The 24,221-nt window shown below is 47.4% G+C and carries 21 protein-coding genes; 6 read left to right on the forward strand and 15 right to left on the reverse strand.

Going from position 1 to position 24,221, the window contains the following annotated elements:
• Positions 1–75: 75 nt before the first annotated feature.
• The gene (locus EL633_RS29390) at positions 76–558 is read left to right on the forward strand and encodes a DUF4153 domain-containing protein (protein ID WP_126630788.1); all 483 of its coding nucleotides are present in this window, start codon (positions 76–78) and stop codon (positions 556–558) included.
• Positions 559–692: 134 nt separating this feature from the next.
• Here EL633_RS29390 and EL633_RS29395 read toward each other — a convergent pair whose 3' ends face one another.
• On the reverse strand, positions 693–1,697 hold the full coding sequence (locus EL633_RS29395) for an NAD-dependent epimerase/dehydratase family protein (RefSeq protein ID WP_126630789.1): 1,005 nt from the start codon (positions 1,695–1,697) through the stop codon (positions 693–695).
• 172 nt (positions 1,698–1,869) lie between these two features.
• Positions 1,870–2,070, reverse strand: a complete 201-nt coding sequence (locus EL633_RS29400; protein ID WP_126630790.1) for a hypothetical protein — start codon at positions 2,068–2,070, stop codon at positions 1,870–1,872.
• A 185-nt stretch (positions 2,071–2,255) separates the two neighbouring features.
• Between EL633_RS29400 and EL633_RS29405 the strand changes: the two genes are divergently transcribed.
• Complete coding sequence (locus tag EL633_RS29405) at positions 2,256–2,702, forward strand: hypothetical protein (protein ID WP_126630791.1); 447 nt, start codon at positions 2,256–2,258, stop codon at positions 2,700–2,702.
• Entirely contained in the window at positions 2,635–2,814 is a 180-nt protein-coding gene (locus EL633_RS38320) for an N-acetyltransferase (RefSeq protein ID WP_126630792.1), read from the forward strand. The genes EL633_RS29405 and EL633_RS38320 overlap by 68 nt, the downstream gene beginning before the upstream one ends.
• Position 2,815: 1 nt before the next feature.
• Here EL633_RS38320 and EL633_RS29415 read toward each other — a convergent pair whose 3' ends face one another.
• The 5 genes from EL633_RS29415 to EL633_RS29435 all read right to left on the reverse strand — a co-directional run bounded on the left by EL633_RS29415 (position 2,816) and on the right by EL633_RS29435 (position 8,513).
• Positions 2,816–3,409 (reverse strand): copper resistance CopC family protein, encoded by a 594-nt coding sequence (locus tag EL633_RS29415; protein ID WP_161982530.1) that lies wholly within the window; start codon positions 3,407–3,409, stop codon positions 2,816–2,818.
• A gap of 320 nt (positions 3,410–3,729) precedes the next feature.
• Positions 3,730–4,737 carry an ABC transporter permease gene (locus EL633_RS29420; RefSeq protein ID WP_126630794.1) on the reverse strand — a complete coding sequence of 336 codons (1,008 nt, stop codon included), beginning with the start codon at positions 4,735–4,737 and terminating at the stop codon, positions 3,730–3,732.
• A 48-nt stretch (positions 4,738–4,785) separates the two neighbouring features.
• Positions 4,786–5,802: an ABC transporter permease gene (locus EL633_RS29425; RefSeq protein ID WP_126630795.1), complete on the reverse strand. Its 1,017-nt coding sequence runs from the start codon at positions 5,800–5,802 to the stop codon at positions 4,786–4,788.
• Position 5,803: 1 nt separating this feature from the next.
• Positions 5,804–7,360, reverse strand: coding sequence for a sugar ABC transporter ATP-binding protein (locus EL633_RS29430; protein ID WP_126630796.1), 1,557 nt, complete (start codon positions 7,358–7,360; stop codon positions 5,804–5,806).
• A gap of 103 nt (positions 7,361–7,463) precedes the next feature.
• Entirely contained in the window at positions 7,464–8,513 is a 1,050-nt protein-coding gene (locus EL633_RS29435) for an ABC transporter substrate-binding protein (RefSeq protein WP_218027609.1), read from the reverse strand.
• An 869-nt stretch (positions 8,514–9,382) separates the two neighbouring features.
• Here EL633_RS29435 and EL633_RS29440 point away from each other — a divergent pair.
• Positions 9,383–10,324, forward strand: a complete 942-nt coding sequence (locus EL633_RS29440) for an ArsR/SmtB family transcription factor (protein ID WP_126630797.1) — start codon at positions 9,383–9,385, stop codon at positions 10,322–10,324.
• Positions 10,325–10,610: 286 nt separating this feature from the next.
• Complete coding sequence (locus EL633_RS29445) at positions 10,611–12,281, forward strand: thiamine pyrophosphate-binding protein (RefSeq protein WP_126630798.1); 1,671 nt, start codon at positions 10,611–10,613, stop codon at positions 12,279–12,281.
• Between the two features lie 63 nt (positions 12,282–12,344).
• Here the strand turns inward: EL633_RS29445 and EL633_RS29450 are convergent, their stop codons facing one another.
• From EL633_RS29450 to EL633_RS29485, 8 genes are all read right to left on the reverse strand, one after another.
• Entirely contained in the window at positions 12,345–13,967 is a 1,623-nt protein-coding gene (locus EL633_RS29450) for a UxaA family hydrolase (RefSeq protein WP_126630799.1), read from the reverse strand.
• 62 nt (positions 13,968–14,029) lie between these two features.
• The gene (locus EL633_RS29455) at positions 14,030–15,355 is read right to left on the reverse strand and encodes a nickel pincer cofactor-dependent isomerase, group 22 (RefSeq protein WP_161982531.1); all 1,326 of its coding nucleotides are present in this window, start codon (positions 15,353–15,355) and stop codon (positions 14,030–14,032) included.
• Positions 15,356–15,616: 261 nt separating this feature from the next.
• On the reverse strand, positions 15,617–16,162 hold the full coding sequence (locus EL633_RS37370) for a VOC family protein (protein ID WP_218027610.1): 546 nt from the start codon (positions 16,160–16,162) through the stop codon (positions 15,617–15,619).
• A gap of 165 nt (positions 16,163–16,327) precedes the next feature.
• Entirely contained in the window at positions 16,328–17,656 is a 1,329-nt protein-coding gene (locus EL633_RS29465) for a cytochrome P450 (protein ID WP_126630802.1), read from the reverse strand.
• Between the two features lie 255 nt (positions 17,657–17,911).
• Entirely contained in the window at positions 17,912–18,544 is a 633-nt protein-coding gene (locus EL633_RS29470) for a TetR/AcrR family transcriptional regulator (RefSeq protein WP_126630803.1), read from the reverse strand.
• Positions 18,545–18,682: 138 nt separating this feature from the next.
• The gene (locus tag EL633_RS29475; protein ID WP_218027611.1) at positions 18,683–19,345 is read right to left on the reverse strand and encodes a TMEM175 family protein; all 663 of its coding nucleotides are present in this window, start codon (positions 19,343–19,345) and stop codon (positions 18,683–18,685) included.
• A 475-nt stretch (positions 19,346–19,820) separates the two neighbouring features.
• Complete coding sequence (locus EL633_RS29480) at positions 19,821–21,077, reverse strand: hypothetical protein (RefSeq protein WP_126630805.1); 1,257 nt, start codon at positions 21,075–21,077, stop codon at positions 19,821–19,823.
• A 141-nt stretch (positions 21,078–21,218) separates the two neighbouring features.
• Complete coding sequence (locus EL633_RS29485) at positions 21,219–22,274, reverse strand: LacI family DNA-binding transcriptional regulator (protein ID WP_126630806.1); 1,056 nt, start codon at positions 22,272–22,274, stop codon at positions 21,219–21,221.
• Between the two features lie 317 nt (positions 22,275–22,591).
• On the opposite strand from EL633_RS29485, the gene EL633_RS29490 reads away from it, so the two are divergent.
• Complete coding sequence (locus EL633_RS29490; RefSeq protein WP_126630807.1) at positions 22,592–24,145, forward strand: alpha-glucosidase/alpha-galactosidase; 1,554 nt, start codon at positions 22,592–22,594, stop codon at positions 24,143–24,145.
• Positions 24,146–24,221 lie beyond the last annotated feature (76 nt).

Here is a 24,221-nt window from a genome sequence, read left to right on the forward strand (position 1 = left end):
CTTATCTGGCTCTCATTTACGTTTACTATAGTATATACAAAAATAAATATCAGATTTTAGAGGGTATAGTTATTTATGTTCATTAAAGGGATCATCGCCACTATTCTGTTAGTATCAGAGGATGGTACAGGCACAAGCAACCTGCTTTTTACTAAAATCAGCAATATCACCGCTAAACTTGCGATCATTGTCACAGCGGCTTCAGTGGCCCTTTGGGTGAGCAGGCAAGTGTATCTTCTACTCAAAAAAGGAAAACTCCAAGCTCTACAAAATTTGCTGCGCCCAATCTTTCTTTTCTTGCGCAAATCGCATCCTTTATGGGGCTGGATTGTGCTTACGGCAGCCACCATCCATGCAGTTTATTACTTTTTCCCTTTTTCAGATTTAAGTCGGCGTATGCAAACGGGTATTGTCGCCTGGCTGGTTTTATTGTGTCTGGCGCTTTTCGGCCTACGCTATCAATCCTCATTACGTAATAAAAATTTCCAAAAGAGTATTCGTCTCTGGCATGTTGTGACAGCAGTTGTATTTCTAGTGGTGCTGTTTATCCACATATAAGTTTTATGCCGCAACGCCTCACAGTTACAACGCTCACGTGTATTTGAAAAGGAAAATGGCGAGCTGGTCACAACCAGTTCGCCATTTTCCTTTTCAAAAGATTGCGTATGTAAAAAACTTGCAGATGGTGTTCATTAAGGCTGCATTACAAGTAATTCTGCCTCACGTTCAGCTTTGAGTCCCGCACGTCGCTCTCCCACTGGACGTGTCAGATCCCAGGCCAGAGTATCTTTAATGGTTGTAGATAAAGGGCGAAACGTCAGTCCGGCAGCGCGCGCGCGCTGGATATTGGCGGAAAGAAAACCGGCCATGTCTTTTTCACTATCAGGGATCCACAGAGGCAATCCCATCCAGGGATCCACTCCCTTGTCTATGAGAAAAACATCGTCACGCCAGCGAAAGACAGCATCACTGCCACTCACCATCTTACACTCCTCCAGGAGGTGTTGCATTGTCAGGATCTCAGCGGGGCCGGTCGCATTATAGACGCCCGTCATACTACTTTCAGCCACATGCAGGATCCAGGCTGCCAGGTCGCGCACATCGATAAACTGGACTTGCTTATCCGGACGTCCAGGAGCTAACACTTCGCCCCCTCTGGCAACACGACCAGGCCAATAGGTGAAGCGATCACTATTGTCATATGGTCCTACAATCAGGCCCGGCCGTACGTTACAGACCCTTCCAGGCATCTCTTCTTCGGCGGCTTCTTCACAAAGAGCTTTCAACTGACCATAAAATTCGAGGGAGGGAGCATCTGTCTGCTCAATTGAGGTGAGTTGCTCGGGTGTCAGACGACCAACAGGGGCCGATTCGTCCATAGCTGGTTGAGAAAAATCAGCGTAAACAGAAATACTAGAGATAAATGTATAATGCTTCACCGCCTGTGAAAGCAACCGGGCTGAGGAGCGTACATGCTTAGGGTGCTGACCGCTGGTATCGATAACCGCATCCCACTCCCTCCCCTGCAAGGCCGAAAGATCTCCAGCACGATCCCCATGTAGCCGCTCAACTGTAGGGAAAAGTTCGTTACCATGAACACCACGATGAAAGAGCGTCACTTCATGTCCATGGGCCAGGGCTGCCTCGGTCAGATGCCGACCAAGAAAAACAGTGCCCCCTAAAATTAAAAGTTTCATTTGTACTTCCCTTTCGTTCATATCTATCTATCACGTATCATAACAGTCAGTTGAACAGCAAGGAAAGGCAAAAATAATGCTGAGAGCATAGTTACTACAGGTACATATGCTCTCAGCATAGATGATAGTATGCGAAAAAAGTGGACTATCCGATACAGGCAAATTCGGCGATCTAAGAGGCGATATTACGTAGAAATGGTGTAAGATTATTTCTCTTACATGCCGGACAATCCCAACTGATCATGTTTAAGAAGTGGATATCCTTGCCCCCATCGGTCAGCACAACCGTAAAGGTCTTATGACAATTCTTACATTGCATGGCCCTTGAAACGTTTGAATCTGATTGAGAGTTTCGCGCAGATGTATTCGTCATATGGGTACTCTCCTTTTCTTTCTACCCTAAAAAGAGCGCCACAAGGTAGGTATATGTTAAGGCTGTATTAAAAAGACGTATGGGCCAGGCTTTTATTAAATTTCGCGCACTGTAATCTGGTAACAGTAGCAAGTATGGTGTATTGTACAAGTAGTACTCCAGAAAAAAAGCTGAGGTTAAAACAAATGCGTAGAGAAACATTGCCATTAGTAAATGACTATATGATTCGTTATTTGACCCTGGCCGATCATATCCAGGTACTAAATCTTTGTGAGCGTTGCGCTGACTATATTGAATTAGTGACTGGTGACAAACCTGGACCAGAGACCGTCCAGAGTATCTTTACAGAGTTACCTGCTGGCAAAACGTATAACGATAAATTGTTGCTTGGCATCTTTACACCAGGTGAAAAGTTGATTGGCATCCTGGATGCGATTCGCCATTATCCTACCGAGCATGAATGGTATCTGAATCTACTCTTACTTGATCCAGCTAAGCGCAATCTCGGCCGGCGTCTCACGCCTGCACGTCGAGCGCCCATGGTGCAAAGGCTTAGGAGAAAAAATGTATACCGTTTTCGCGGACTGGGCCACCTCTCATGGAGCGGATGCCCTCTATCTGGGCGTTCCTGAACAGCACATCCAGGCCTACCATTTCTGGCAACGCATGGGATTTGAAGCGAACAAACAAGCACCTTCAATCAACACGCAGAGAGAACATAGACTGATGAGAAAAGAGCTCTAAACTATTCATCATCTTCATCTGCCATGGGCTCAATGAGCGCGATCGCACGGCGCTCTTTGGCTTGTTGAGAAAAAATCCAGGTCAAACCAATGCCGGATATGAGGCTGATCAGGCTGATCACGCCGGCGATCCATAGCGGTATTTGTAGCCTTAATGACGACACTGGCACGGTTCCCGGCTTACGTGCTTGTATCGAAGTAGAGGAGGGCGTAACTGCTGGCGTCAATGAAGACATTTTACTCAAGGTGCTTTGCAGCAGAGGGCTGACATGAACAAAGAAACGGAAACTACCACTGTCCCGGTATCCTCCCTGACTCGAAGTAGTATGCCAGTTCACAACGTAAATTTCTGATTGATCGGCCTGCATACGCACTACAAGGGTCTCAGGCTCAATATGAGCTGGATTAAGGCGACCAGTGCTTACTTGTTTGCCATCAACATCTTCCACTATAAGGTTACTGCGCTGGATATCAATGAGGGCAGAAAAACGCACCTGCACGGTAGCAGGAGCACTATTTAACGAGGCATTGGCGGCAGGGGTTGAACTTACATATTCAGCATATTGTACGGATACAGGATATGCCAGTGTTGCCAATGAAAAAAAACCTTGTAAGAGGCAAGTGGCCATTCCAGCCAGCAAACCTACTCTCCATCCACGCCACACACCTACCCTCCATCTAACAGGCAACCAGCCAGCTTTGCGATGCATTAAACCATATTGGACGCCATACATATTAGCACTTCCTCACACACTACAATCCTACACCCACCAAAAAAATATATGTATCAATATTATACCTCATCGACATACAGAAGAAATATCAATCCTGCTTAGCAAACAGGAGATCAGCTACACGGCTTGTGGAAACACTTGCTTGCTTATTCTCCTGCTCACTAAAAGTGATAGGTTGGCTATTATTTTTTCTGGCGCGCCAATCGGGTCTGTAACAATACAACGATCAGCAAGAAAACTCCACGAATAACCGCCTGCCAGTAAGGCGATAACGTGATAAAACCATGCCCATTCTCGAAATTCAGCATAGTGAAGATCAAGCCAAGCAAGAGCGATCCTACCAGAGTGGCCGCTACAGATCCCATACCACCCGAGAGTAACGTACCTCCCACGACTACCGAAGCGACAGCAGTCAGTTCCCATCCCAGACCTTCTTTAGGCAGTCCGGTATAGGTTTGAGCCGCCAACAAAACGCCAGCGATACCAGCAAGCGCGCCACTCATAGCATAGACCATCAGTTTAATGCGCTCTACCGGTAGTCCCATCAAACGCGCTGCATCCTCATTGCCACCAACCGCCAGGACATGGCGTCCAAAGCGGGTCAGGTGCAAGACAATCAGGCCAAAGGCATAAGCAAAAACCAAAAAGTATAAAGGGATAGGTATGTGGAACTGGGTATTGCTCCAGATCGAGGTAAAGTCATTGGTGGTATTTACGGTAACCGTAGCATCATGCGCCAGGAATAGAGCCAGTCCGCGTGCTGCTAGCAACATGGCCAGAGTCGCAATAAATGGTGGAATCTTCAGCCAGGCAATAACCCAACCATTGAATAAACCAATCGCGGTCCCCGTCAACACAGCCGCAGCCAGCGCGGACAGTAAGCCATATTGGCTGGCATACGCGGCCACCACGCTGGTTAAAGCCACCACGGAGCCAACCGAAAGATCTATCCCACCGGACATAATCACAAAAGCCATCCCTAACGCAACCAGAGCAAAGGTTGTATTATAGGTCAGGACCGAATTAATGTTATAAACCGTCAGAAAGCCTGTATAGCGAATAGAACCAAAGACAATCAGCACAATGAGCGCAATCAATGCTCCCTGACGTTGCAATGCACTTTTTCCGCGCGTCCATCCCTGGGACCAGTTGGAGCGGCGGTTATTACCAGATGTGACAATATCTGCCATAATTACTCCCATAAATAGTCATCCCATCGCTGGAAAAGACTGTATCCATCATGACTTACGCCGTCGTTGCATATACACTGCCAGTAGAATGATGGCGGCATTAATCATCTGAGCAATATCAAAGGAGATATTGTTGGAAATCAAGGTCGTACGAATTAATTGAATGATTAATGCACCAATAAGCGTCCCTGGAATATTCGCACTCCCCCCAAGTAAAGAGGTACCGCCAACCGCTACCGCGGCAATTGCGTCCAATTCAGCGTTCAGGCCTACCTGATTGGCATCTGAAGAACTATTGACTGCAATATAAATCAGTCCAGCAATCGCAGCCAGTACACCACTGAGTACATAGACCATACGCTTCACCGTACTGACGGGTATCCCAGCCAGCCGAGCAGCCGCCTCATTGCCACCTATCGCCTGGACATAGCGACCGAAAATGGTGGCCTTTACCAGCAAAGCGCCTGCCACCACCACCACCAGAGCGATGATCACCTGAAAGGGAATCCCAAGTAGTGAGCCACGCCCAATAAAGTTAAAGCCAGCATTGTCATAATCCTGGATACTGCCATTTGTCATGACTTGAGCAATACCACGACCGGCGATAAATAAAATCAAGGTCGCGATAATTGGTTGAATGCGAAAAACGGTGATCAAAACACCATTGAACAACCCAAACAAGGCCACTACCAGAATTGCCACAAAGGCCGCCAGAATATTGATATACCAATCAAGTGGTAAGGGCACAAATTTGCCAAGGAAAATAGCCGGGGCCAGCGCACCTGCAATCGCCATCAACGAGCCAACTGACAGATCAATACCACCCGTAGCAATGACCAGTGTCATCCCGGTCGCCACAATGATGGTAGGTGCCACCTGCGTCAAATTCAAATACAATGATTGCAATGAAACAAAGTGAGGAGTAACGATTACATTAAAAATAATCAATAGAACCAGAGCAATTAACGTTGGATAGGTAGCAAAAAATGTGCGCAGGCGCTCTGGTACTGGCGAGCGACGTGTCGCCGGAGCCTTTGGCGTTAGCACCTGATCAACCTTCACCATGCTAGACCACCTCATCTCTATCTTTGTTCACAGGACTCTCCTCATCGTCATCTTGCGCCATGGCGGCCATGATAGCGTTCTCGCTGATATGTGCATGCTCCAAAGTAGCGACTGAACGCCCATCACGCAAAACCACGATACGATCGCTCCCCTCCGTTAATTCCTCTAATTCTGAAGAGATCATCAGCACGCCCAGGCCTTTCTCAGCAAACTCTTCAATCAAAGACTGAATTTCGGCCCTGGCCCCAATATCAATGCCACGCGTCGGCTCATCTAGCAATAATAATTTAGGATTTAAGCAGAGCCAGCGTGCCAATAATACCTTTTGCTGATTGCCTCCTGAAAGTTCACGCACTAACTGATCAGGACCTGAGGTCTTAATACCAATGCGCTGAATAAATTGCTCAACAATCTGCTGCTGCTTCTCACGCGAGACGATGCCATACCTGGACAGCGTTGGCAGGGCGGCCAGCGTCAGGTTCTCGCGCACAGATAAATAGGGAATGATACCTTCGGCCTTACGATCCTCAGAACAAAAACCAATACCCGCGCGAATGGCATCTGCGGGCGAACGGAAATGCCGTTCCTTTCCTGAGAGCATTACAGTTCCACCCTCTAGCGCGTCCGCCCCGAAGATTGCTCGCGCCACCTCAGAACGGCCAGAACCCAACAAACCCGCTAGCCCAACAATCTCACCAGCATGAATATCCAGGCTCGCGCCCTGAAGACGCGTCCCACGCCGCAAATCATAGGCCTCTAGCAGCACTTTTTCTTCAATATCATGCTGACTGGCATCCAAACTGGTCTGACTATGACGAACTTCACCCAGTGCCTTCCCAAGCATTTTCGCTACCAGTTCCACTTTAGGGATTGCATGCATAAACTGGGTAGCAACCGTCTGACCATCACGCATAATCGTGACGCGATCACAAATTGCATATAACTCATCCAGACGATGGCCCACAAAAATGACTGCGATACCATCAGCCTTTAATTGTCGAATAAGCTCAAAAAGTGTCGCTACTTCACTTTCGTTCAAAGAGGAGGTGGGCTCATCCATCACCACCAGTTTACTCTGGAAAGAGACCGCGCGCGCAATGGCCACCATCTGCTGAGTGGCGATATTATACGTCATCAATGGCTGGGTTACATCGATCATAATAGAGAAGCGCTGAAGTAACTTCTCCGCATCCTGGTGCATCTTACGCCAATGAAGCAGACCAAAACGACGGGGTTCTCGACCCATAAAAATATTTTCAGAAACCGAACGAAACGGGACCAGATTGATTTCCTGATAGATCGTACTTATGCCATTATTCTGTGCCTGCTGGGGGGAATGAAAATCAACTGGGCGCCCATCGAAGAGAATCTCACCACTATCTCGACGTTCCACACCAGTCAGGACCTTAATCAAAGTCGATTTGCCGGCTCCATTTTGTCCAACCAGCGCATGTACCTCACCAGGCAGGACATCCAGGTGTGCATCCGTCAACGCGACCACACCAGGAAAAGCTTTGGAAATATGCTCCATAGAAAGTAGCGGGTTAGTCTGTGACATCTACTACTCCCTTCTGACCAAAACGAATAAAGACAGCTCACTAAAGCTGGCTCTGAGGCTCCAAGCGTTGGAGCCCCAGAGGAATAAACACTGGCAGAATAGCTTAAAACGAGTTGGCAAGATTTGCCTGAGCATTGTCCTTCGTGAATTGTTGGTCCTGTACCACAATCCAATCATCCAATTTAGTGCCTTTGCCATATTTCTCAATGGAGTCAAAGGTTACAGGACCAAAGAAAGGACTGGATTGAACGGTCGTGCCCAATTCTCCGCTAATGATGGCATTCAAGGCATCTTTCTCACCGTCAATCGAGACGACGATGACATCCTTGCCTGGCTTCTTACCAGCCGCCTTCAAGGCGGTAATCGCCCCAATCGCCATTTCATCATTATGGGCATAGACCGCGGTCACCTCTGGATGAGCCTGGAGTAATGTTTGCATCGTCTTACGGCCAGTCTCGCGGTTGAAATCACCATCCTGTGAAGCAATAATCTTCAGACCGGGAGCCTTGGCAGCAAGCTGCTCATCAAAGCCTTTTTTACGATTGGTTGCGGCGGACGCGCCGGTTGAACCTTCCAGCTCAATCACATTTCCTTTACCACCAGTCTTTGCAATCAACCAATCGGCGGCCCGCTGGCCTTGTTTGACGAAGTCAGATCCGATAAAGGTTACATAATCTTTGTTTGGCTGAGCCAGTGTATGATCCACATCGCGGTCAATCAAAAAGACCGGAATACAGGCGGCCTTGGCGGCCTGTACAGCGGCTGCCAGCGGCTTTTCGGTATGAGGGGCCAGGATAATAACATCTACCTTCTGCGAAACAAAGTTTTTCACGTCTTGGATTTGCTTGGCGTCAGAACTCGCAGCATCAGAAATCGAGAGGGTCACACCACGCTTAGTCGCTTCATCCTGCAAGCTTTTGGTCTCAGCCACACGCCATGGACCATTGCTTTCATTTTGTGAAAAACCAACCTTCAAGCCAGTAGTTTTGGACAATGCAGGCGGGCTGCTGCAAGTAGCATTAGTAGTACCACCATTATTACCACTGGGATTAGTCGCAGCAGGTGCATCGCCACAACCAGCCATTAAAGCGCCACACACCAGGAAACCAGAGAAAAGAGATATGCCTAAACGCAGAGATTTGAAACGTTTCATAGTTGCTCATTCTCCTTGAGATGACAAATGTTCTCCAGGTCTACCCGTTTAAAAATAAAAGAAGAGGACATACCATACACTTGTACGCAAGTACAGATGCAAACTGGTAACGCAGGGGACAGAGAAAGAAGTTATTTTCAGCGCGGCAACTATCTATAGTTACTACCCTGTACAGCATCGCATCAGCAGCTATTGCCAGTAAAAAAAGACAATAAAGCTATGGAAAAACTGAAGCACACGCTGCTAACTACCTCACAGTTTTATCCTTCGTCACATTACGAATCGAGTCAACTTTGACTAAGGTAAAGGATTACTGATATTCGATATTGTCCGAAATAAAGCGTTTGTCTCTGCTTTACTTCATACTTTTCTTAATCGAATGTTATTAGTTTAGATGAAAAAAACTGCGTTGTCAAGATATTTTTCGGTATTTCTCATAATTTCAAAAGAATTTTGTTATTTTTAATTTTATGCATGCTTACAAATCTTGATTTTATTATAAATACGTCTGCAAATTATAAATTTCTTACAAGCTCTTTTATACAAGCTAGCATAAAACAAGCAAGATATTTACATCCGGTACACTTCACCTATCCAAAACTGGGGTAGCAGGGAGAGCACTAGCAAGCGATCAGGTGGACATTATTTCAGGTGTGGAGTGTGTGGCTGCAACCGCGCACAACACACTCCACACCCCAACCCGGCACCGCAGGCGCCAAAAAGGAACAGGAAAAAGCCCTGTTGCTAGAAACACAGCCATTGACTTTTAGATTCGAAATAACTTATACTGTTTTTCATTGATTAGGTAAAAGGCGAAGCAAAGCACATTCACTCGAATGTTAGTAAAAGAAAAAAGCAGTAGTGATTGTATGGCAGGTAAAGTGTTACTTCTAGATCTTACCGAAAATAGTGAGACAGCACTCACCTTGCTCAAAGCGCTTAGCTCTGAGACACGTCTGGCGATTCTTGCCTATTTAGGCGAACGAACGGTTAATGTCAATGAAATCGCGCTCGCGTTACAAATCGCGCCCTCGTCGGCAACCACGCATATCAAGATCCTGGAAAAAGCCGATTTGATACGAACCGAGTTTATTCCTGCGACCCATGGATTACAAAAACTTTGCGCCCGCACATATGACGATGTGCATATACGCCTGGAACGTATCCCTGAAACGTCTCAACATACGTTCAGTATCGCCATGCCCATTGGACAATTTGTCGATTTTGATGTCCACCCGACCTGTGGGTTAGTCAACGCAGAACACATGATAGGATTACTGGATACCCCTTCCAGTTTTTATGAACCAGAACATGTTTCAGCTCAGTTACTATGGTTTGGGCATGGTCATGTAACCTACCGCTTCCCTAATCACCTTCCCGCTACCGCCGCTGCCATTCGTTTAGATCTAAGTGCTGAAGTCTGTTCAGAGGCTCCACTCCATCATTTGAACTGGCCATCAGATATCACCGTCTGGATCAATGGAATTGAGATCGGAACCTGGACAAGTCCTGCTGACTTCGGGGGTGAAAGAGGGCTACTGACTCCCGAATGGTGGGAAACCAAAGATACACAATACGGCCTCTTGAAAATCTGGTCTGTAACGCAAGAAGGTAGCTTTATTGATGGCAAAAATATCAGTAAAATACCAATCGACCAGTTAAAGTTACAGGAAAAACCCTATATTGAAGTTCGTTTAGGCGTCAAGCCAAACGCTCAGCATGTTGGTGGCATGAATATTTTTGGCGAACGCTTCGGTAATTACCCCCAGCCCATTGTACTTAAAGTCAATTTCGAATATCCAAAATTATAATTTTACCTCGGGTCTGGTCGATGCTGTGAAACAGGCAGTAAATTAACATAAAAAAAACAATCGGGTGGTAAACGCCAGATTGTTTTTTTGTGGGCGGTTCACTGAAAAAGATTACTTCACACCCATTTTTCTCGCCATAAGATACCAGTCCCATTGAGGGTGCTTGATTACTCACGATGTGGTAAGCTAATAAAAAAATATACATACATTAAATATATTCATGGAACGTCCAGATAGGCGTCCTATCACTGCGTTAAAGAATATTATACATAGAGGAGTCTCTCGCGTGACCAACAGGCAGCATCTTACTGGAGCTCAAGCAGTCACCGCCGCATTACGCGCATATAATGTTGATACCATTTTTGGAATTCCTGGTGTACATACATTACCAATCTATGATGCCATTTATCATGAACCCGGCCTGCGCCACATTTTAGCCCGCCATGAGCAAGGCGCTGGCTTTATGGCCGAAGGCTATGCCAGGGCCACCGGACGGCCTGGCGTCGTCTGTACCATTACAGGTCCTGGTGTGACAAACGTGACCACTCCTGCCGCCAGTGCCTACGCTGACTCTATCCCATTATTGATTATTAGCAGTTCACTGTCGCGCGCTTCACAGGGCCGCGCTCGTGGCGAACTACACGAAGTCAAAGATCAGCTTGGCGTCATGCAATCCCTGGTTGGTTGGACACGAGCAGTTAACTACGTCGAAGAAATTCCAGAAGCGATCCACGATGCATTCCGCATGATGCAACAGGGGCGTCCCCGTGGCGCTTATATCCAGATTCCTTATGATCTGCTCACCCAATCAGCGGATGTAGATATCACCATCGCCGGACCCGTGGAGCGCCCCTTACCCTCCATCGAGGCTATGGCTAATGCCGTCGAAGTGCTACGCGAATCCCGACGCCCATTGATTATCGCAGGTGCCGGTGTCACCGCCTCCAATGCCAACAAACAACTTTTGCAACTGGCGGAACTCCTGCAAGCACCGGTGCTATTGGGAAGTAAAAGCCATGACGTACTTCCAACACAGCATCCATTGGTACTGGCCACCAACGACAATCTTCCACTTGAATTGGATGCCTTTATCGCCACTCGCGATGCAGTGCTGGTCGTAGGTAGCAAACTAGGAGCCGAGAGAACAGCTGACCGCCGTTTACCACTTCCCGAAAAGCTCATTCATATTGATATCGATCCAATGGAGATTGGACATAATTATCGCACCCAGATTGGTATTGTCTCGGATGCAAAGGTGGCGCTTGAGGCACTCTACAAATTCCTGAAGGAGTTTCCACAAGAATGCCGGGCTCCTTATAGCGCACTGGATGATCTACGTGAAGCACTCTACCTGCATACAGTAGAATATCAGGGCGAAAATTTCCGCATGCTTGAAGGGGTAAGTGCCGCTCTGGAACAGATGCCAGAGGATACCGTCGTGGTGGCAGATATGACGATGCTGGGATATGCAGCCGCCCAATATCTCCCAATGCGCCATCCTCGCACCTTTATTCATCCAGCTGAACTCTGCACAATTGGTAGCGGTCTGCCACTGGCGATTGGAGCACAGGCGGGCTTGCCCGGACGACCGGTAATTGCCTTGTGCGGAGATGGTGGGTTCCTGCTCAATAGTAGCGAGTTGGCAACCGCCTCACAGGAGAAGCTACCGGTCATCGTGGTTATCTTCAACGACGCTACCTTCACCAGAGTTAAGACCGATCAACATCAGAACTATGATAGCCGCTATATTGCCACAGATCTACTCGCGCCAGATTATGTCGCCCTGGCACGTGCCTTCCATGCTGAAAGCATGCGCGTAACCACACCTGAAGAGTTAAGTACAGCCATTCAGCAGTCCGCAAATCATGCTGGACCAACGGTCATTGAGGTACCATTATTGGTACGCCCATGGCAGAAAGAACAGTCAACCGAGCACACAGCTATTACACTGGCATAAGACAAACCAGGACGATCCATCTATGAATGCAGGTGGATCGTCCTGGGGTATATGCACAATGGACTACATGGTTGCCCCTAAAATCCAGGGAGCAAATTCTTCTTCACCAATACCTTGAGCTTCACTCTTGCTCTGCTTACCACTGGCTACAGCAATCACCTCATCCAGGATACGTCGACCAATCTCTTCAGTGCTCACCCCATCCAGCACCACACCAGCATTGATATCCATATCATCAGTCATCTTTTCATACAATGGTGTATTCGTCGCCACTTTGATGGATGGAGCAGGCTTAAAACCGAATACCGAGCCACGGCCAGTCGTGAAAACAATAATGTTACAGCCACCCGCTACCTGACCGGTAACCGAGACTGGATCATAGCCGGGAGTATCCATGACCACCAAACCTCGCTCAGTGACGGCTTCTGCATACTTGTAGACGGCATTGAGCGGTGTCGTGCCACCTTTGGCAGTGGCACCCAGTGACTTTTCATAGATGGTTGTCAGACCACCTAATTTATTGCCTGGCGAGGGATTATTATCCATCTCCATATCGTTGATAGCGGTATAATGTTCCCACCAGCGCAACCGCTCAACGAACTGCTCACCAATCTCCTGGCTACGCGCACGTCGCAACAAGATATGCTCGGCACCATAAATCTCAGGCGTCTCACTCAGTACGGCAGTGCCTCCCTGCCGCACCAGTTCATCCACACAAAATCCTAGACCTGGATTGGCTGTGATGCCACTCCAACCATCACTACCACCACACTGCAAGGCCAGCTTCAATTCTGAGATCGGCACTGATTCACGCTCGACGGCATTAACCTGGGGCAGAAGATCACCGATAATGCGCACACTTTCAGCAACCGTATGGGCGATACCATGATTTTCTTGCAAGGTCAGCACATGTGGCTGCTTCCACTGCTGCGAGGAATCCAGTTGCATGGCCGCGATCATATCCTGCAACTGATTGCTCTCACAGCCCAATCCCACCAGCAAATAGGCACCAACATTGGGATGTACAGCCATACCAGATAATACACGCTGCAATTGCTCTACCGCAGCGCTACCGGTCCGCATTCCACAGCCGCTCTTATGAGTCAGTCCAATCACGCCATCGACGTTTGGATAGGCGCGCAGTTGTTCAGGTCCAAAGTGCTGCTGGATGGCGCGCACCGTCGAAGCAGAACAATTAACCGAGCTGATAATAGCGATATAATTGCGTGTCCCAACCTTGCCATCTGGACGCCGATACCCCATAAAAGTTCGGCGCTCTTGCTCAGCGACAAACGCAAGCGGGCGCACATCTACAGCATATTCATAGGTCTGCTTTAAAGTTCCGACCGTAAGATTATGGCTATGCACATGTTCACCCGCTTGAATAGCCTGACTGGCAAAACCAATAATCGAACCATAACGCCGCACTGGAGCGCCTTCAGCAATAGTATGCAACGACACCTTGTGTCCTGATAGGATCCGCTGTGCGACCTCAATAGACCCGGATGCTGCGGGAAGTCGCAGGACCAGACCACGATTGAGGGGCACACGCGCAATTGCCACATCATCTTCTGGATGAAGCAGCACCGCGACATCGTTCAAATCAACAGTCTTTCCACGTCCACCTACACCGGTCTCAATTGTATGTAACTGGGGCGCATTTGCAGATACTTTAGAGATGTCCATAGACCACCATTCGCTTCCTTTTCAATGCTTGATAGTACGATAAACGGAGGAATCAAAATTAGTCAGGATAGCTGCCGTAATATATCTTCAAAAGCCGGTAAGGTACCGTCTTCAGCCAGATAAAAAGGCTGAGTGGATCCAAGCAACTCAACATCGGCAGTAGAGCGTATGGATGCCAGACTGGCAGGACTCGCCAGAAGATATTCCAGACTCAGTGTATTTTTTATGCGCACTAATTGCACCTGATTTGCATCAGGACGTCCGCAACTGCGAATCGCTGCCGCTACCGCCTCGCGTTCAGTTTCTAGCACCACAGGCACCTTGGACGAGTTCAAAGCGATCACACCAGCCGTTAAACTATTAATATAAAAAGATTGACTATCAATTTGCTCATATAGCCGGGCCGTGGTAAAATCTGCCAGTCCGAGCCCAATGGCATTTCCATGCGAAGGTTCGGTCAGGCGCAACACAGAGATCGCGGTAACCTCTACCGCCGTCTCTTTCTGTGGACCCCAACGCATGCGCCCAATAATATTCGGATCCATACCGGCACCGCTGATGTTTTTGCCTAGCTCATCAATTACCAGTACATCCAATCCATCCCAGGGTAAACGTGGCATCAATGATCGTGCCCGCTCAGAAAGCAAGCGCTCAGCCTCAGTACCAATACCAGCCGGTGGCACACAGACAATCTCAGCCACCTCATCATACGCGTTCTCAATAACCGCGAGTCCACACAGGATCGGTGCATGTGCGACAGAAAACTTTGCGACCTCTGGCACCTGCACGCAAAGTCCGTTCAGTCCCCATGAATGCACTGTCAGCGCCCCTTGATGCTTGCCCAGACCAATCGCCAGCATCTTGGATAAACCACTCTCAATCGGCGCTGAAAAATCAGTATGTGGCTTGATACGGTTAACAATAATGATGCCGTCAGCAGTATGGGCCGCACGATCCAGATAGACAGGCATGCCATTGGATAAAGAACCAAGCTGATCCACATCCATCGACGAAATAATCGGAGCGCCACAGTACGCCTCTGTTACACCCAGACTCTCTACCACCTCTCGCTGTCCCTCCGCACTTGCTCCCCCATGACTCCCCATAGCTGGAACAATAAAAGGTTCAGCACCCGTATGTTTTAGATTGGTGATCAGTGAGCGAATGATCAAGGGCAGATCAGCAATGCCTCTGCTCCCCACCGCAATCGCGATTCTAGCGCCTGGCTTCAACTGCGTGGCTACAGCTTGTGACGCCAGGGCTAAAGAGACAGCTTCGGGAATATCTTGCGCACGAGGCCGTGGAAAGCGCTGGCGCACTAATTGCAGAGGAGGCAGGGGGACAGAGTCAAATATATGATAGGTATCCTTATAGGGCTGCAAAGCCATAGCAAACCTCCGGGCATGGACACCTACATCGCAACAGCACGATGCAGAAAAACCGCAACCAATCCTCATGGTTGATTGTGGAAAAATGAGCGCTACCAATACATCTATTGTTCAGACTCATTTTTCCATTATCGACGCTTTATTTTTATGGGTTTCTGCAATCATAACACATTAAGGATAGAACACGACATGATTTTCAATATAGCTATGTCGTTTTATGGGTGTATATGACAAAAAATTTCTGATCACATACACTCTATTCTAACGATACAGGTCGGGATCAAGCTGATTAATTTTAATTAACATCCCATCAGGACCTTCCACTTGAAGTTGATAGCCAAAGCCCTCATCACCTGTTGGACGCACAATAGAGGTGCCCGCCTGACGCAGATTTTTCTCTAACTCTTCTAATGCACCGGTATACTCAAAATTGAGTTCAAGTTTATCTTCATTCTGCTCTGGATTGGCCGGATGAGCCAGGAGACTTAGTTCAGCAGCACCAAAGCTCAATAAAGACCAGTCACCATCACGACTCCCATTTTGAAGTGTGGCACCAAGCTGGCGGAAAAAGTCCACAGCTTTACTCATATCATCGACGTGTAACATCGGTTGTAAACGGATCGTCGCTTCATCCGCCTTCGGATGAGAGTCCAAACCCTGATTCTCTTGTCCATTTGAAAGATAAGCACTAAAGACTTGTTCAACCAGATCCGAAAGAGAAAGCTGCTCATCAACTGAACGATGTTTCATACCCTTAACGGTTTCAGGCGTGAGATAGACATTAAACTGTTGCTTCTCCGATTTCATAGTTACCTCTCTTGTTGCTAGCATACTACTATACTAATATGCTATCATACTAGCAACAAGAATTCAAGGCTATAGTATATAAGAGATGATTTGCGTGAGCTACATATATGCAACAGGCGAGAAAGATTTGAATCTTTCTCGCCTGTTGCATATAACCTCGACCGCTTATTGTTTGCTAACGTGCATATAGATACCATTTTGTGGCTGACCTGTTACTCCATACATCTGGGCGATGTGTTGGTCTGGGACCAATTCAAGTTTATAGTTGCGAAGAATATGAGAAACCATGGCCTTGATTTCAACCTGGGCAAAGTTGATACCAATACAGATGCGGGGGCCACCGCCAAATCCAACCAGAGCATAAGGATTCTTTTTGTGCTCTTCACGTGGGGCGGCAAAACGGTCGGGATCAAATTTTGTTGGATCTTTGAAGATGTTGGGAAGCATGTGCGAGCCAATAATAGAATAAAACAGGAATGAACCGGCCGGTACCCGGTATCCATTGAAGACAAAATCTTCAGTTACGCCACGTGGTCCATTAGGAACAGGAGCATACATGCGCTCGGCTTCGCTCAATGCGTTCTCTAATACCTTCATGCGCTTCACATCATCCAGACCAGGATCAGCTTTCTGACCCAGAATCTGTTCCTGCTCAACAAGGATACGTTGTGTATAGTCGGGATGTTGATTGAGCAGGTAGAGCAACCAGGCACTTAGACTGGTTGAGGTTTCATGGCCAGCAATCAGGAGAATATTCACATGGGCGATAATCTGCTCGTTGCTCATCGCATTTCCCTGAGCATCGCGCGCATTGACCAACAAGCTAAAGACATCATCACCAGGATGTTGACGGCGCTCCTCAATCTTGGGCTCTAGAAGCTGAGCAATCTCATAATTCGTGCGCTTTAAGTGCTCTAAAAATTCTTCCTGTGTGGTAATTGTTGCAGGAGCTTCTAATAGTGACATATAAAGTTCACGAAAGCGATCGACTTCATGGCCCGCTTTCAGGCTGGTTAGAGCCTCTGCGGCCACCGCAAAGGTAAGTTTGCGCGCCTCATCGTAGATGTTAACCTCTGGGCGCTCTGTCCAGGTCGCTACCTGCTCACGAATGACGCGATTCATCAGGGGCAAATAACGATCCATATAGCTGACAGTAAACGCCGGATTCATCACTTTGCGCTGTTGATCATGTTCGGCTCCATCCATGCTCAGCAAGCCACGCCCAAACATATCTACCACAGAAAAGATCGTGCCCCACCCTACATAGTTAGAAAATTTCTGGCGATTACTCACCATCACAAAACGATTTGCCTCGGGACCAACCATGTATACAATATCTTGCATATCAAAGAAAGCGGCCCGAAAAATGGGACCATGCTGCGCGTAGGCATCTGCCAGCACTTCTCCTAACCGAAGTTGATAATCTTCTGGCATTTGCACATATGGGATCGCCTCATAAGGAAGAGCCTGGTCTAGCTGATCAATCTGACTCATATCGCTACTCCTTGCTTACTAACAAATGAAATACATCCATTTGCTTATGAAAAAACACATATTGCAAGCTGTGAAAACCGTAAACAACAGAGATCTACTGCAAAGAAACACACTACCTGATACAGTTCATCCTTATCAAAAGGTTCCCAATCTACACAAAACGCAATACACACTGAGCTTATGAAAAATGAATGAACTTCATTCAGTAATGATTACGTATTGATACAACTAAAGTTGTAACGGCAAGGGCCAATTTTAGCCTTTAGGAGCAACCTGCGGATAACCAGTCTGTAATGAAGGACCAAAGAATAGTCGTTCAGACAATTCAAGGAAGTAAGTATGGTACATAGCCTCACGCTCACCATTCTCCACCGCGAAACATTGGTGCATGATATTCTCACCCAACAGATTAAGCATCTGCGCATACATTGCAGTATTAAATGGTGCCAGCTCACCGCGCTCAATGGCGAGTTGAAAAATCGTCTCAAGCGAAGTACAAAGACGATCATTTACATGCTTATGCTGTAGAAGTTCTTCATCTGATTGAATATCTATTTGTAAAAACGCAATCAATTTCATATGCGCACGACCTACAGCGAAAAGCGCATCTACCAACGTTTTGGGGATCTGTGCAAAAGGTATCGTCAGCAGGTATGGATCGTCAAAGGCATCTGCGATCATAGCCTCTATATCTATCGCCATTCCCGTATAGATATCACGCTTATTACGAAAATACAGATAAACTGTGCCCACAGCAACATTTGCCGCACTGGCAATATCAGCTATGGTTGTCTCTTCATAGCCCTTTTTCACAAAAAGCTTGCGTGCAGCCGCTAAAATTGCGGCCCGTTTTGAGGGTGCATCCTCCACAGTTTTACGTGACCCCATACTCTTGCCTTCTCCCAATCGGATACATTGATTAAACTATACAACATGCGTTACCTTGCAACTACCCAGGACTGATCGAGGTTTGCGAGTTCGCAAGGATACTGAATAGTCAGGGGATAACGCATGTCGGTGCTATTATCAACCGTCTTTATAAAGATTTTGATTCGCTGGCTCTTTCTTGCCGATCCTCACAGGGGTATCGGGAAGAGCAAAAAATATGGCAAGTAGCAAGTTAAACACAAGGCTGGCGGGTGTGTTAATCCAGGCAATACCCAATGCCACAATATAGACAAGTGGACCAAAGAGATACTGCCGGCTGATGCGCTCCACTCCAACCATATCCGCGTCCTTACCCAGTAGACGGCCTTTATGAGAAGCATAACGCCAGAGCACATTGAAGCATAATGCCATGGCAAAAAAGGTTCCACTATACAGGAGTACGGCAGTTTTTTGATCGGGATAAATGATATATTCAGACAATAAAGAAGTTGGGACAGGAATAAACACGATGATCATCAAAAGTAGCATATTCAAAAACATTAATGGTGTATCCAAATGCTTAATATGCTTGAAAATACGATGGTGATTTAACCACATAATGCCAATAGTAAAAAAGCTGCTCACAAATGCCAGGAGCGTGGGCCATTGCTCAAATATCGCGTGCCAGAGCTCACTATTATCCAACAATTTACCAGTAACATCGGCGTGAGGTAGCTTGATATCCAGCACAAGCAATGTAATCGCGACAGCGAAGACTCCATCGCTAAACGCCTCTAAACGGGTAGTATCTTTCTCATCCACCAGCGATTATCCTTTACTCAAAAAAAATGTAACCGGAACCCTTTTTTCTTTGACGAGACATGAACCTATGCAATTGCGGGCATTCTCAGTATAAGCTATTGGATGATTTTTGTCAGCGTCAAAAAGTTGCCATTTGTCTTTTATCTATGCAAAGAAAATAAACTGGTCTATGCCATTATCTAAGGTGAGTTATTGATTCCTATTCACGCTAAGGATCATTCGAGCAGCCACACGCGAGCCCTGAAGGGCTCATCCTTCTTTTGCGTTTGCTGTCAAAAAATGAGCAAAGCTCATTTTTTGACAGCAAACGCAAAAGATCCTGTTTAATTAACGTCATGTGCAATTTTTCCACATACCCACTCTTTTGAGGAGGAAAATGCCGAGGCGGTCGCAACCGCCTCGGCATTTTCCTCCTCAAAACAAGCGAGAGCCGTAGGCGCGAGGTGTGAGGCATAAAACTTGCACCTGGCGTTAATTAAGAGACAAAGGCGGGATGATCTTTGATGGCTTGAATTATTGGCCCGATCGTGGGATGGGCAGGCGGAATATGTGGCTCAAAAGAACTGGCTGCTTGATTGGCAGTCAAAAGGACGCCAAAACGCCATAAGAACAAGGCAGGCACTGATGATCCATCAGCCCTGGCGGCCGTTAGCGTCGACAGACAGCCCAGCGCCCTATTCTGAGCTGAAGCAAACGTCCAATGTTTAATAGTAATATGATGCGCATCACTATTTGGAGCAGGGTCTGTGGAGCTCAAGGTTGAAAAATCCAGGATCTGACTGATCATCAATGTACAATTAGGATCATCAAAAGAACTATCTCCCTGCTTATGGCCTTCCACATGCCAGCCATCCTGATCCCAGAGTATACGCAATAACGAATACTGCTGATCACCCAGACGATCTTTTTGTGGTCCTGCAGACACCGGTGATCCGTCAGGTTGCCGATAATCCCAGGTTGGTCGCGTAACCACAAAAACCTCCCAGGCTGGTTTAGCATTGGTAGGATCAGGCTGTGCCAGGAATTGGGTACAAAATAAGCGACAATCATGATCCAACCCGTCCCGGCACTGTGTTCCAATCGATGGACCCTGGCAGTTAGCAATTGTCGTCGTGTCGGTATCTAATAAAAAGCGTAGGTGCGCTGAAATCGGTTTCGTAGCAGTTAACGCAGGCGAACTGGCATTGTAGCGAAATGGTTCTCCAGGTTGAATCGTTTCATGGGATTGCAAAGTATCCAGATACTTCTGGGTGGCCTGTATCAATGCCTTGCGTTGCTCTACAGATAGAGAGTTCAATGTTGGTCGCACGGCAAAACTAACAGTATAAGTAGCGTTAGCATCTGAAGAATCAGCAACACTGGTCAACTGGCAGGTATGTCTGGCCTCAGAGGTTACCGGTACACTAAAAATACATTCCTGGGTACCAAACGGTTCGGCATGCCATTGGACTCTATGTTCACCTATCGGTAAACTCAAAGGAGCTTCAGCTTTATTTTGTGGCAAAGTAAGTAACGGCTGACCATCTAAAACGGCAGAACCCCAGGGTGGAGCCAGTTGGAAGAAAAAGGCATTGCGGGTAGGAGGCTGAAGAATACCGGGCTGAGTACCACCTGCAACCCGCAAAACATCATTGATTGACCACTCCAGGTTGACGGTTGCATCCAATAAGATTACCAGTAGAATAATTGCAAAAATTTTTAGAACGTTCTTGAGAGATCTTTTAGTGGTCATAAGTAGCTACCTGCATTCACCAATATTCTAGCTGAAGCCACATTCCTGCGGAACTGCTTGCTTGATGCGATATGGATGAGAGACAGTTGTGAAATGCTCCCATTACATCACGCAACTATAAATATAGCATAGCATTCCAAGCTATTCAGCCGGGGCAGGTCCGGTCGAGGCTCGGACAATTAATTTTGTGGGAACAATCAGCGGATCGAGTGCATTTTTTTGATCAACTAATTGGAGAAGTCTATCTACGGCACCTTCACCGATTGACTGTTTATCTTGTTGAATGGTAGTCAAAGGTGGATCAACATACTGACTACGATCAATATCATCAAATCCGATAACTGAAACCTCTTCAGGCACACGAATATTATGTTCACGTAAGGCGCGCAAAATACCAAAGGCCAGCATATCGCTGTTAGCAACAATAGCCGTAAAATCGCGGCGCTCATGTAACAATTTCATGGCCGCCTCATATGCATCCTGCATCTCCCAGCCCGACTGCCGAACAAGCTGTTGATTGACAAACAGGCCAGCGCGACCAAGTGCCTGCTGATGCCCCACAAAACGCTCTGTTCCAGTTACCGAAAAAAGCGACCCGGGAAAAAAAGCAATGCGTCGATGTCCCAACTTCAGCAGATGTTCAGTCGCGAGAATAGCGCCACCCATATAATCGGACTTTACATACGTCACGTGCTGGCCTTGAAAAAGATTATCAATAAATACCGCTGGTAGCACGGAAGTGCATAGGCTCTGGATACGCGGATCATCTGCACGCAGGGCCACAGTAATCACGCCTTCAATGCCCCGAGCTTGCAAAGATAAGACATAATTTAATGCAGGATCATCTGTGTCCGCGAATGCGCTATAAGGACGTGCAGGAAGGAAAAGATCATAACCGGCACGTGCGACCGAGCGCTCGATATATTGCAATAGTTCTAGATAAAAATGGCATTGCGTCATCGTCATCTGCGAAAAATTCGAACCATCTTCACTCCCGAACAAGGCCAGTGCGATGAGACGTGAACGGCCCGGAGGGGCGACCGGTGTAAAGGTATTTATACCATAGCCAAGCGTCGCGATAGCCTCATAGATACGCTTTTTTGTTTCCTCGCTCACAGCAGTTGATCCATTCAGAACACGCGATACCGTGGCCCGCGAAACACCCGCCAGCCGAGCTACTTGCTCACTTGTCACCATAATCCTACCTACCTCTTTTATATTGTTGAGTCTACATAATATTCTATGTACAATTGTAACAATGTATCAATTACTATCGCATAAGAAATATTTTCTGTCAAGCATAAACCATTGACAAAACATCGCTTATAAAGTTACAATTGCTTCAAGCGCCAAAGATTATAGTGGATATCCTTCATAAAGATGTTACATTGTTACATCACAAGAAAATATCCCAGCTCTATTTTTATCACGCCTGGTAGTTGATGAGGTGCGATGCAATACAGACATAGACGACTTACTCGTTGCAGGACTCAGCGATTCAAAGGAGAAAACAATTGGCGATTAAAATTGCGATGATTGGCGCAGGTTCTATCGGCTTTACACGTACACTATTACGTGATATTTTAGCCGTACCCGAGCTTGCCAATACGACATTTGCCTTCACGGATATTTCTGAGAAGAACCTCGAAATGGTCAAGCAATTATGCGAGCGTGAGATTGCGGCTAGCAACTTGCCTGCCAGCATTACCACTACAACCGATCGACGCGCTGCCGTAGCGGACAGTGATTATGTGATCAGCACTATTCGCCAGGGTGGACTGCCAGCTTTCCAGACTGACATCGATATTCCGCTTAAATATGGCGTGGATCAATGTGTGGGTGACACACTCTGCGCTGGCGGCTTGATGTATGCGCAGCGCACCATTCCTGCTCTGTTGGATTTCTGTCAGGATATTCGCGAGGTAGCAAAACCTGGAGCCCTCTTCCTCAACTATTCAAATCCTATGGCCATGAACGTCTGGGCCTGCAATCAATATGGTGGTGTCAACACGGTCGGTCTATGCCACGGTGTTCAGGGCGCGCACTGGCAGATTACCACCTGCATCGAACTCTGGGCGAAAAAAGAAGGCTTACTCAAAGAAAATGAGCATATACACCGCCGAGACGTAGACGTTATCGCCGCTGGTATCAACCACCAGACCTGGTTCATCAAGGTAAACTGGCGTGGCATGGATATGCTTCCACGCCTGTTAGAGCTATTTGAGGCCCATCCACAATTTCCACAGACCGAAAAGGTCCGTATCGATGTTCTGCGCCGTTTCGGTTACTATAGCACCGAATCCAATGGCCACCTCAGCGAATACCTCCCATGGTACCGCAAGCGCACCAACGAGATTTCCCAATGGATCGATCTTTCAAACTGGATCAATGGGGAGACTGGTGGCTACCTGCGCGTCACGACTGAAGGACGAAACTGGTTTGAGACCGATTTCCCTAACTGGCTTAAAGAAGAGCCCCAGCCGATTAGCGCAGCGAAACGCAGTGAGGAACATGGCTCATATATTATTGAGGCCATGGAGACCGGTCGTGTGTATCGTGGGCATTTTAATGTTGTCAATCAGCAACACATCACAAATCTACCTGATGGCTGCGTGATTGAGATTCCTGGTTATGTGGATAGAACTGGCATCAATATGCCAGTGGTTGGCGATCTACCGCTGGCCTGCGCCGCCACCTGTTCCGCCAGTGTACGCGTACAACAGATGGGCATGGAGGCAGCCGTCCATGGCGATGTGACCTTGCTCAAGCAATCCATGCTCCATGATCCACTGGTTGGTGCCGTCTGCAATCCTGAAGAAGTCTGGCAGATGACCGATGAGCTCCTTATCGCTCAAGCCCAGTGGCTTCCACAATATCAAAAAGAGATTCCACAGGCCAAAGCCCGTCTTGAAGCGGCTGTCAAAAATGGGACGCGCGTCAAAACCATAGAGACTGAAGGAGCCGCCCGCCTGCATGTCAAAACGGTCGCAGAAATGGAAAGCAATCGCGCAGAGGCTAAGGCCAACGCCGGTGCTGCCGACAAAGGCAAGATGACGAAGGTATCCTGATTGCAAAAGGGAAGGATCCCGCCATCTCGTTGACCCTGAAATCAGAGAATATCACTTCCACAGGTGATGTTCTCTG

Origin of the sequence: Dictyobacter alpinus (assembly GCF_003967575.1) — a bacterium.
Classification (GTDB): domain Bacteria; phylum Chloroflexota; class Ktedonobacteria; order Ktedonobacterales; family Ktedonobacteraceae; genus Dictyobacter; species Dictyobacter alpinus.

Bases quoted from the DNA above. Each gene is read 5' to 3' on its own strand.
- EL633_RS29430 (WP_126630796.1), bottom strand. From the start codon at position 7,360: ATGTCACAGACTAACCCGCTACTTTCTATGGAGCATATTTCCAAAGCT.
- EL633_RS29420 (WP_126630794.1), bottom strand. From the start codon at position 4,737: ATGGCAGATATTGTCACATCTGGTAATAACCGCCGCTCCAACTGGTCC.
- EL633_RS37370 (WP_218027610.1), bottom strand. From the start codon at position 16,162: ATGAAATCGGAGAAGCAACAGTTTAATGTCTATCTCACGCCTGAAACC.
- EL633_RS29435 (WP_218027609.1), bottom strand. From the start codon at position 8,513: ATGAAACGTTTCAAATCTCTGCGTTTAGGCATATCTCTTTTCTCTGGT.
- EL633_RS29390 (WP_126630788.1), top strand. From the start codon at position 76: ATGTTCATTAAAGGGATCATCGCCACTATTCTGTTAGTATCAGAGGAT.
- EL633_RS29455 (WP_161982531.1), bottom strand. From the start codon at position 15,355: ATGGCTTTGCAGCCCTATAAGGATACCTATCATATATTTGACTCTGTC.
- EL633_RS29485 (WP_126630806.1), bottom strand. From the start codon at position 22,274: ATGGTGACAAGTGAGCAAGTAGCTCGGCTGGCGGGTGTTTCGCGGGCC.
- EL633_RS29395 (WP_126630789.1), bottom strand. From the start codon at position 1,697: ATGAAACTTTTAATTTTAGGGGGCACTGTTTTTCTTGGTCGGCATCTG.
- EL633_RS29405 (WP_126630791.1), top strand. From the start codon at position 2,256: ATGCGTAGAGAAACATTGCCATTAGTAAATGACTATATGATTCGTTAT.
- EL633_RS29400 (WP_126630790.1), bottom strand. From the start codon at position 2,070: ATGACGAATACATCTGCGCGAAACTCTCAATCAGATTCAAACGTTTCA.
- EL633_RS29480 (WP_126630805.1), bottom strand. From the start codon at position 21,077: ATGACCACTAAAAGATCTCTCAAGAACGTTCTAAAAATTTTTGCAATT.
- EL633_RS29450 (WP_126630799.1), bottom strand. From the start codon at position 13,967: ATGGACATCTCTAAAGTATCTGCAAATGCGCCCCAGTTACATACAATT.
- EL633_RS29470 (WP_126630803.1), bottom strand. From the start codon at position 18,544: ATGGGGTCACGTAAAACTGTGGAGGATGCACCCTCAAAACGGGCCGCA.
- EL633_RS38320 (WP_126630792.1), top strand. From the start codon at position 2,635: ATGTATACCGTTTTCGCGGACTGGGCCACCTCTCATGGAGCGGATGCC.
- EL633_RS29465 (WP_126630802.1), bottom strand. From the start codon at position 17,656: ATGAGTCAGATTGATCAGCTAGACCAGGCTCTTCCTTATGAGGCGATC.
- EL633_RS29425 (WP_126630795.1), bottom strand. From the start codon at position 5,802: ATGGTGAAGGTTGATCAGGTGCTAACGCCAAAGGCTCCGGCGACACGT.
- EL633_RS29440 (WP_126630797.1), top strand. From the start codon at position 9,383: ATGGCAGGTAAAGTGTTACTTCTAGATCTTACCGAAAATAGTGAGACA.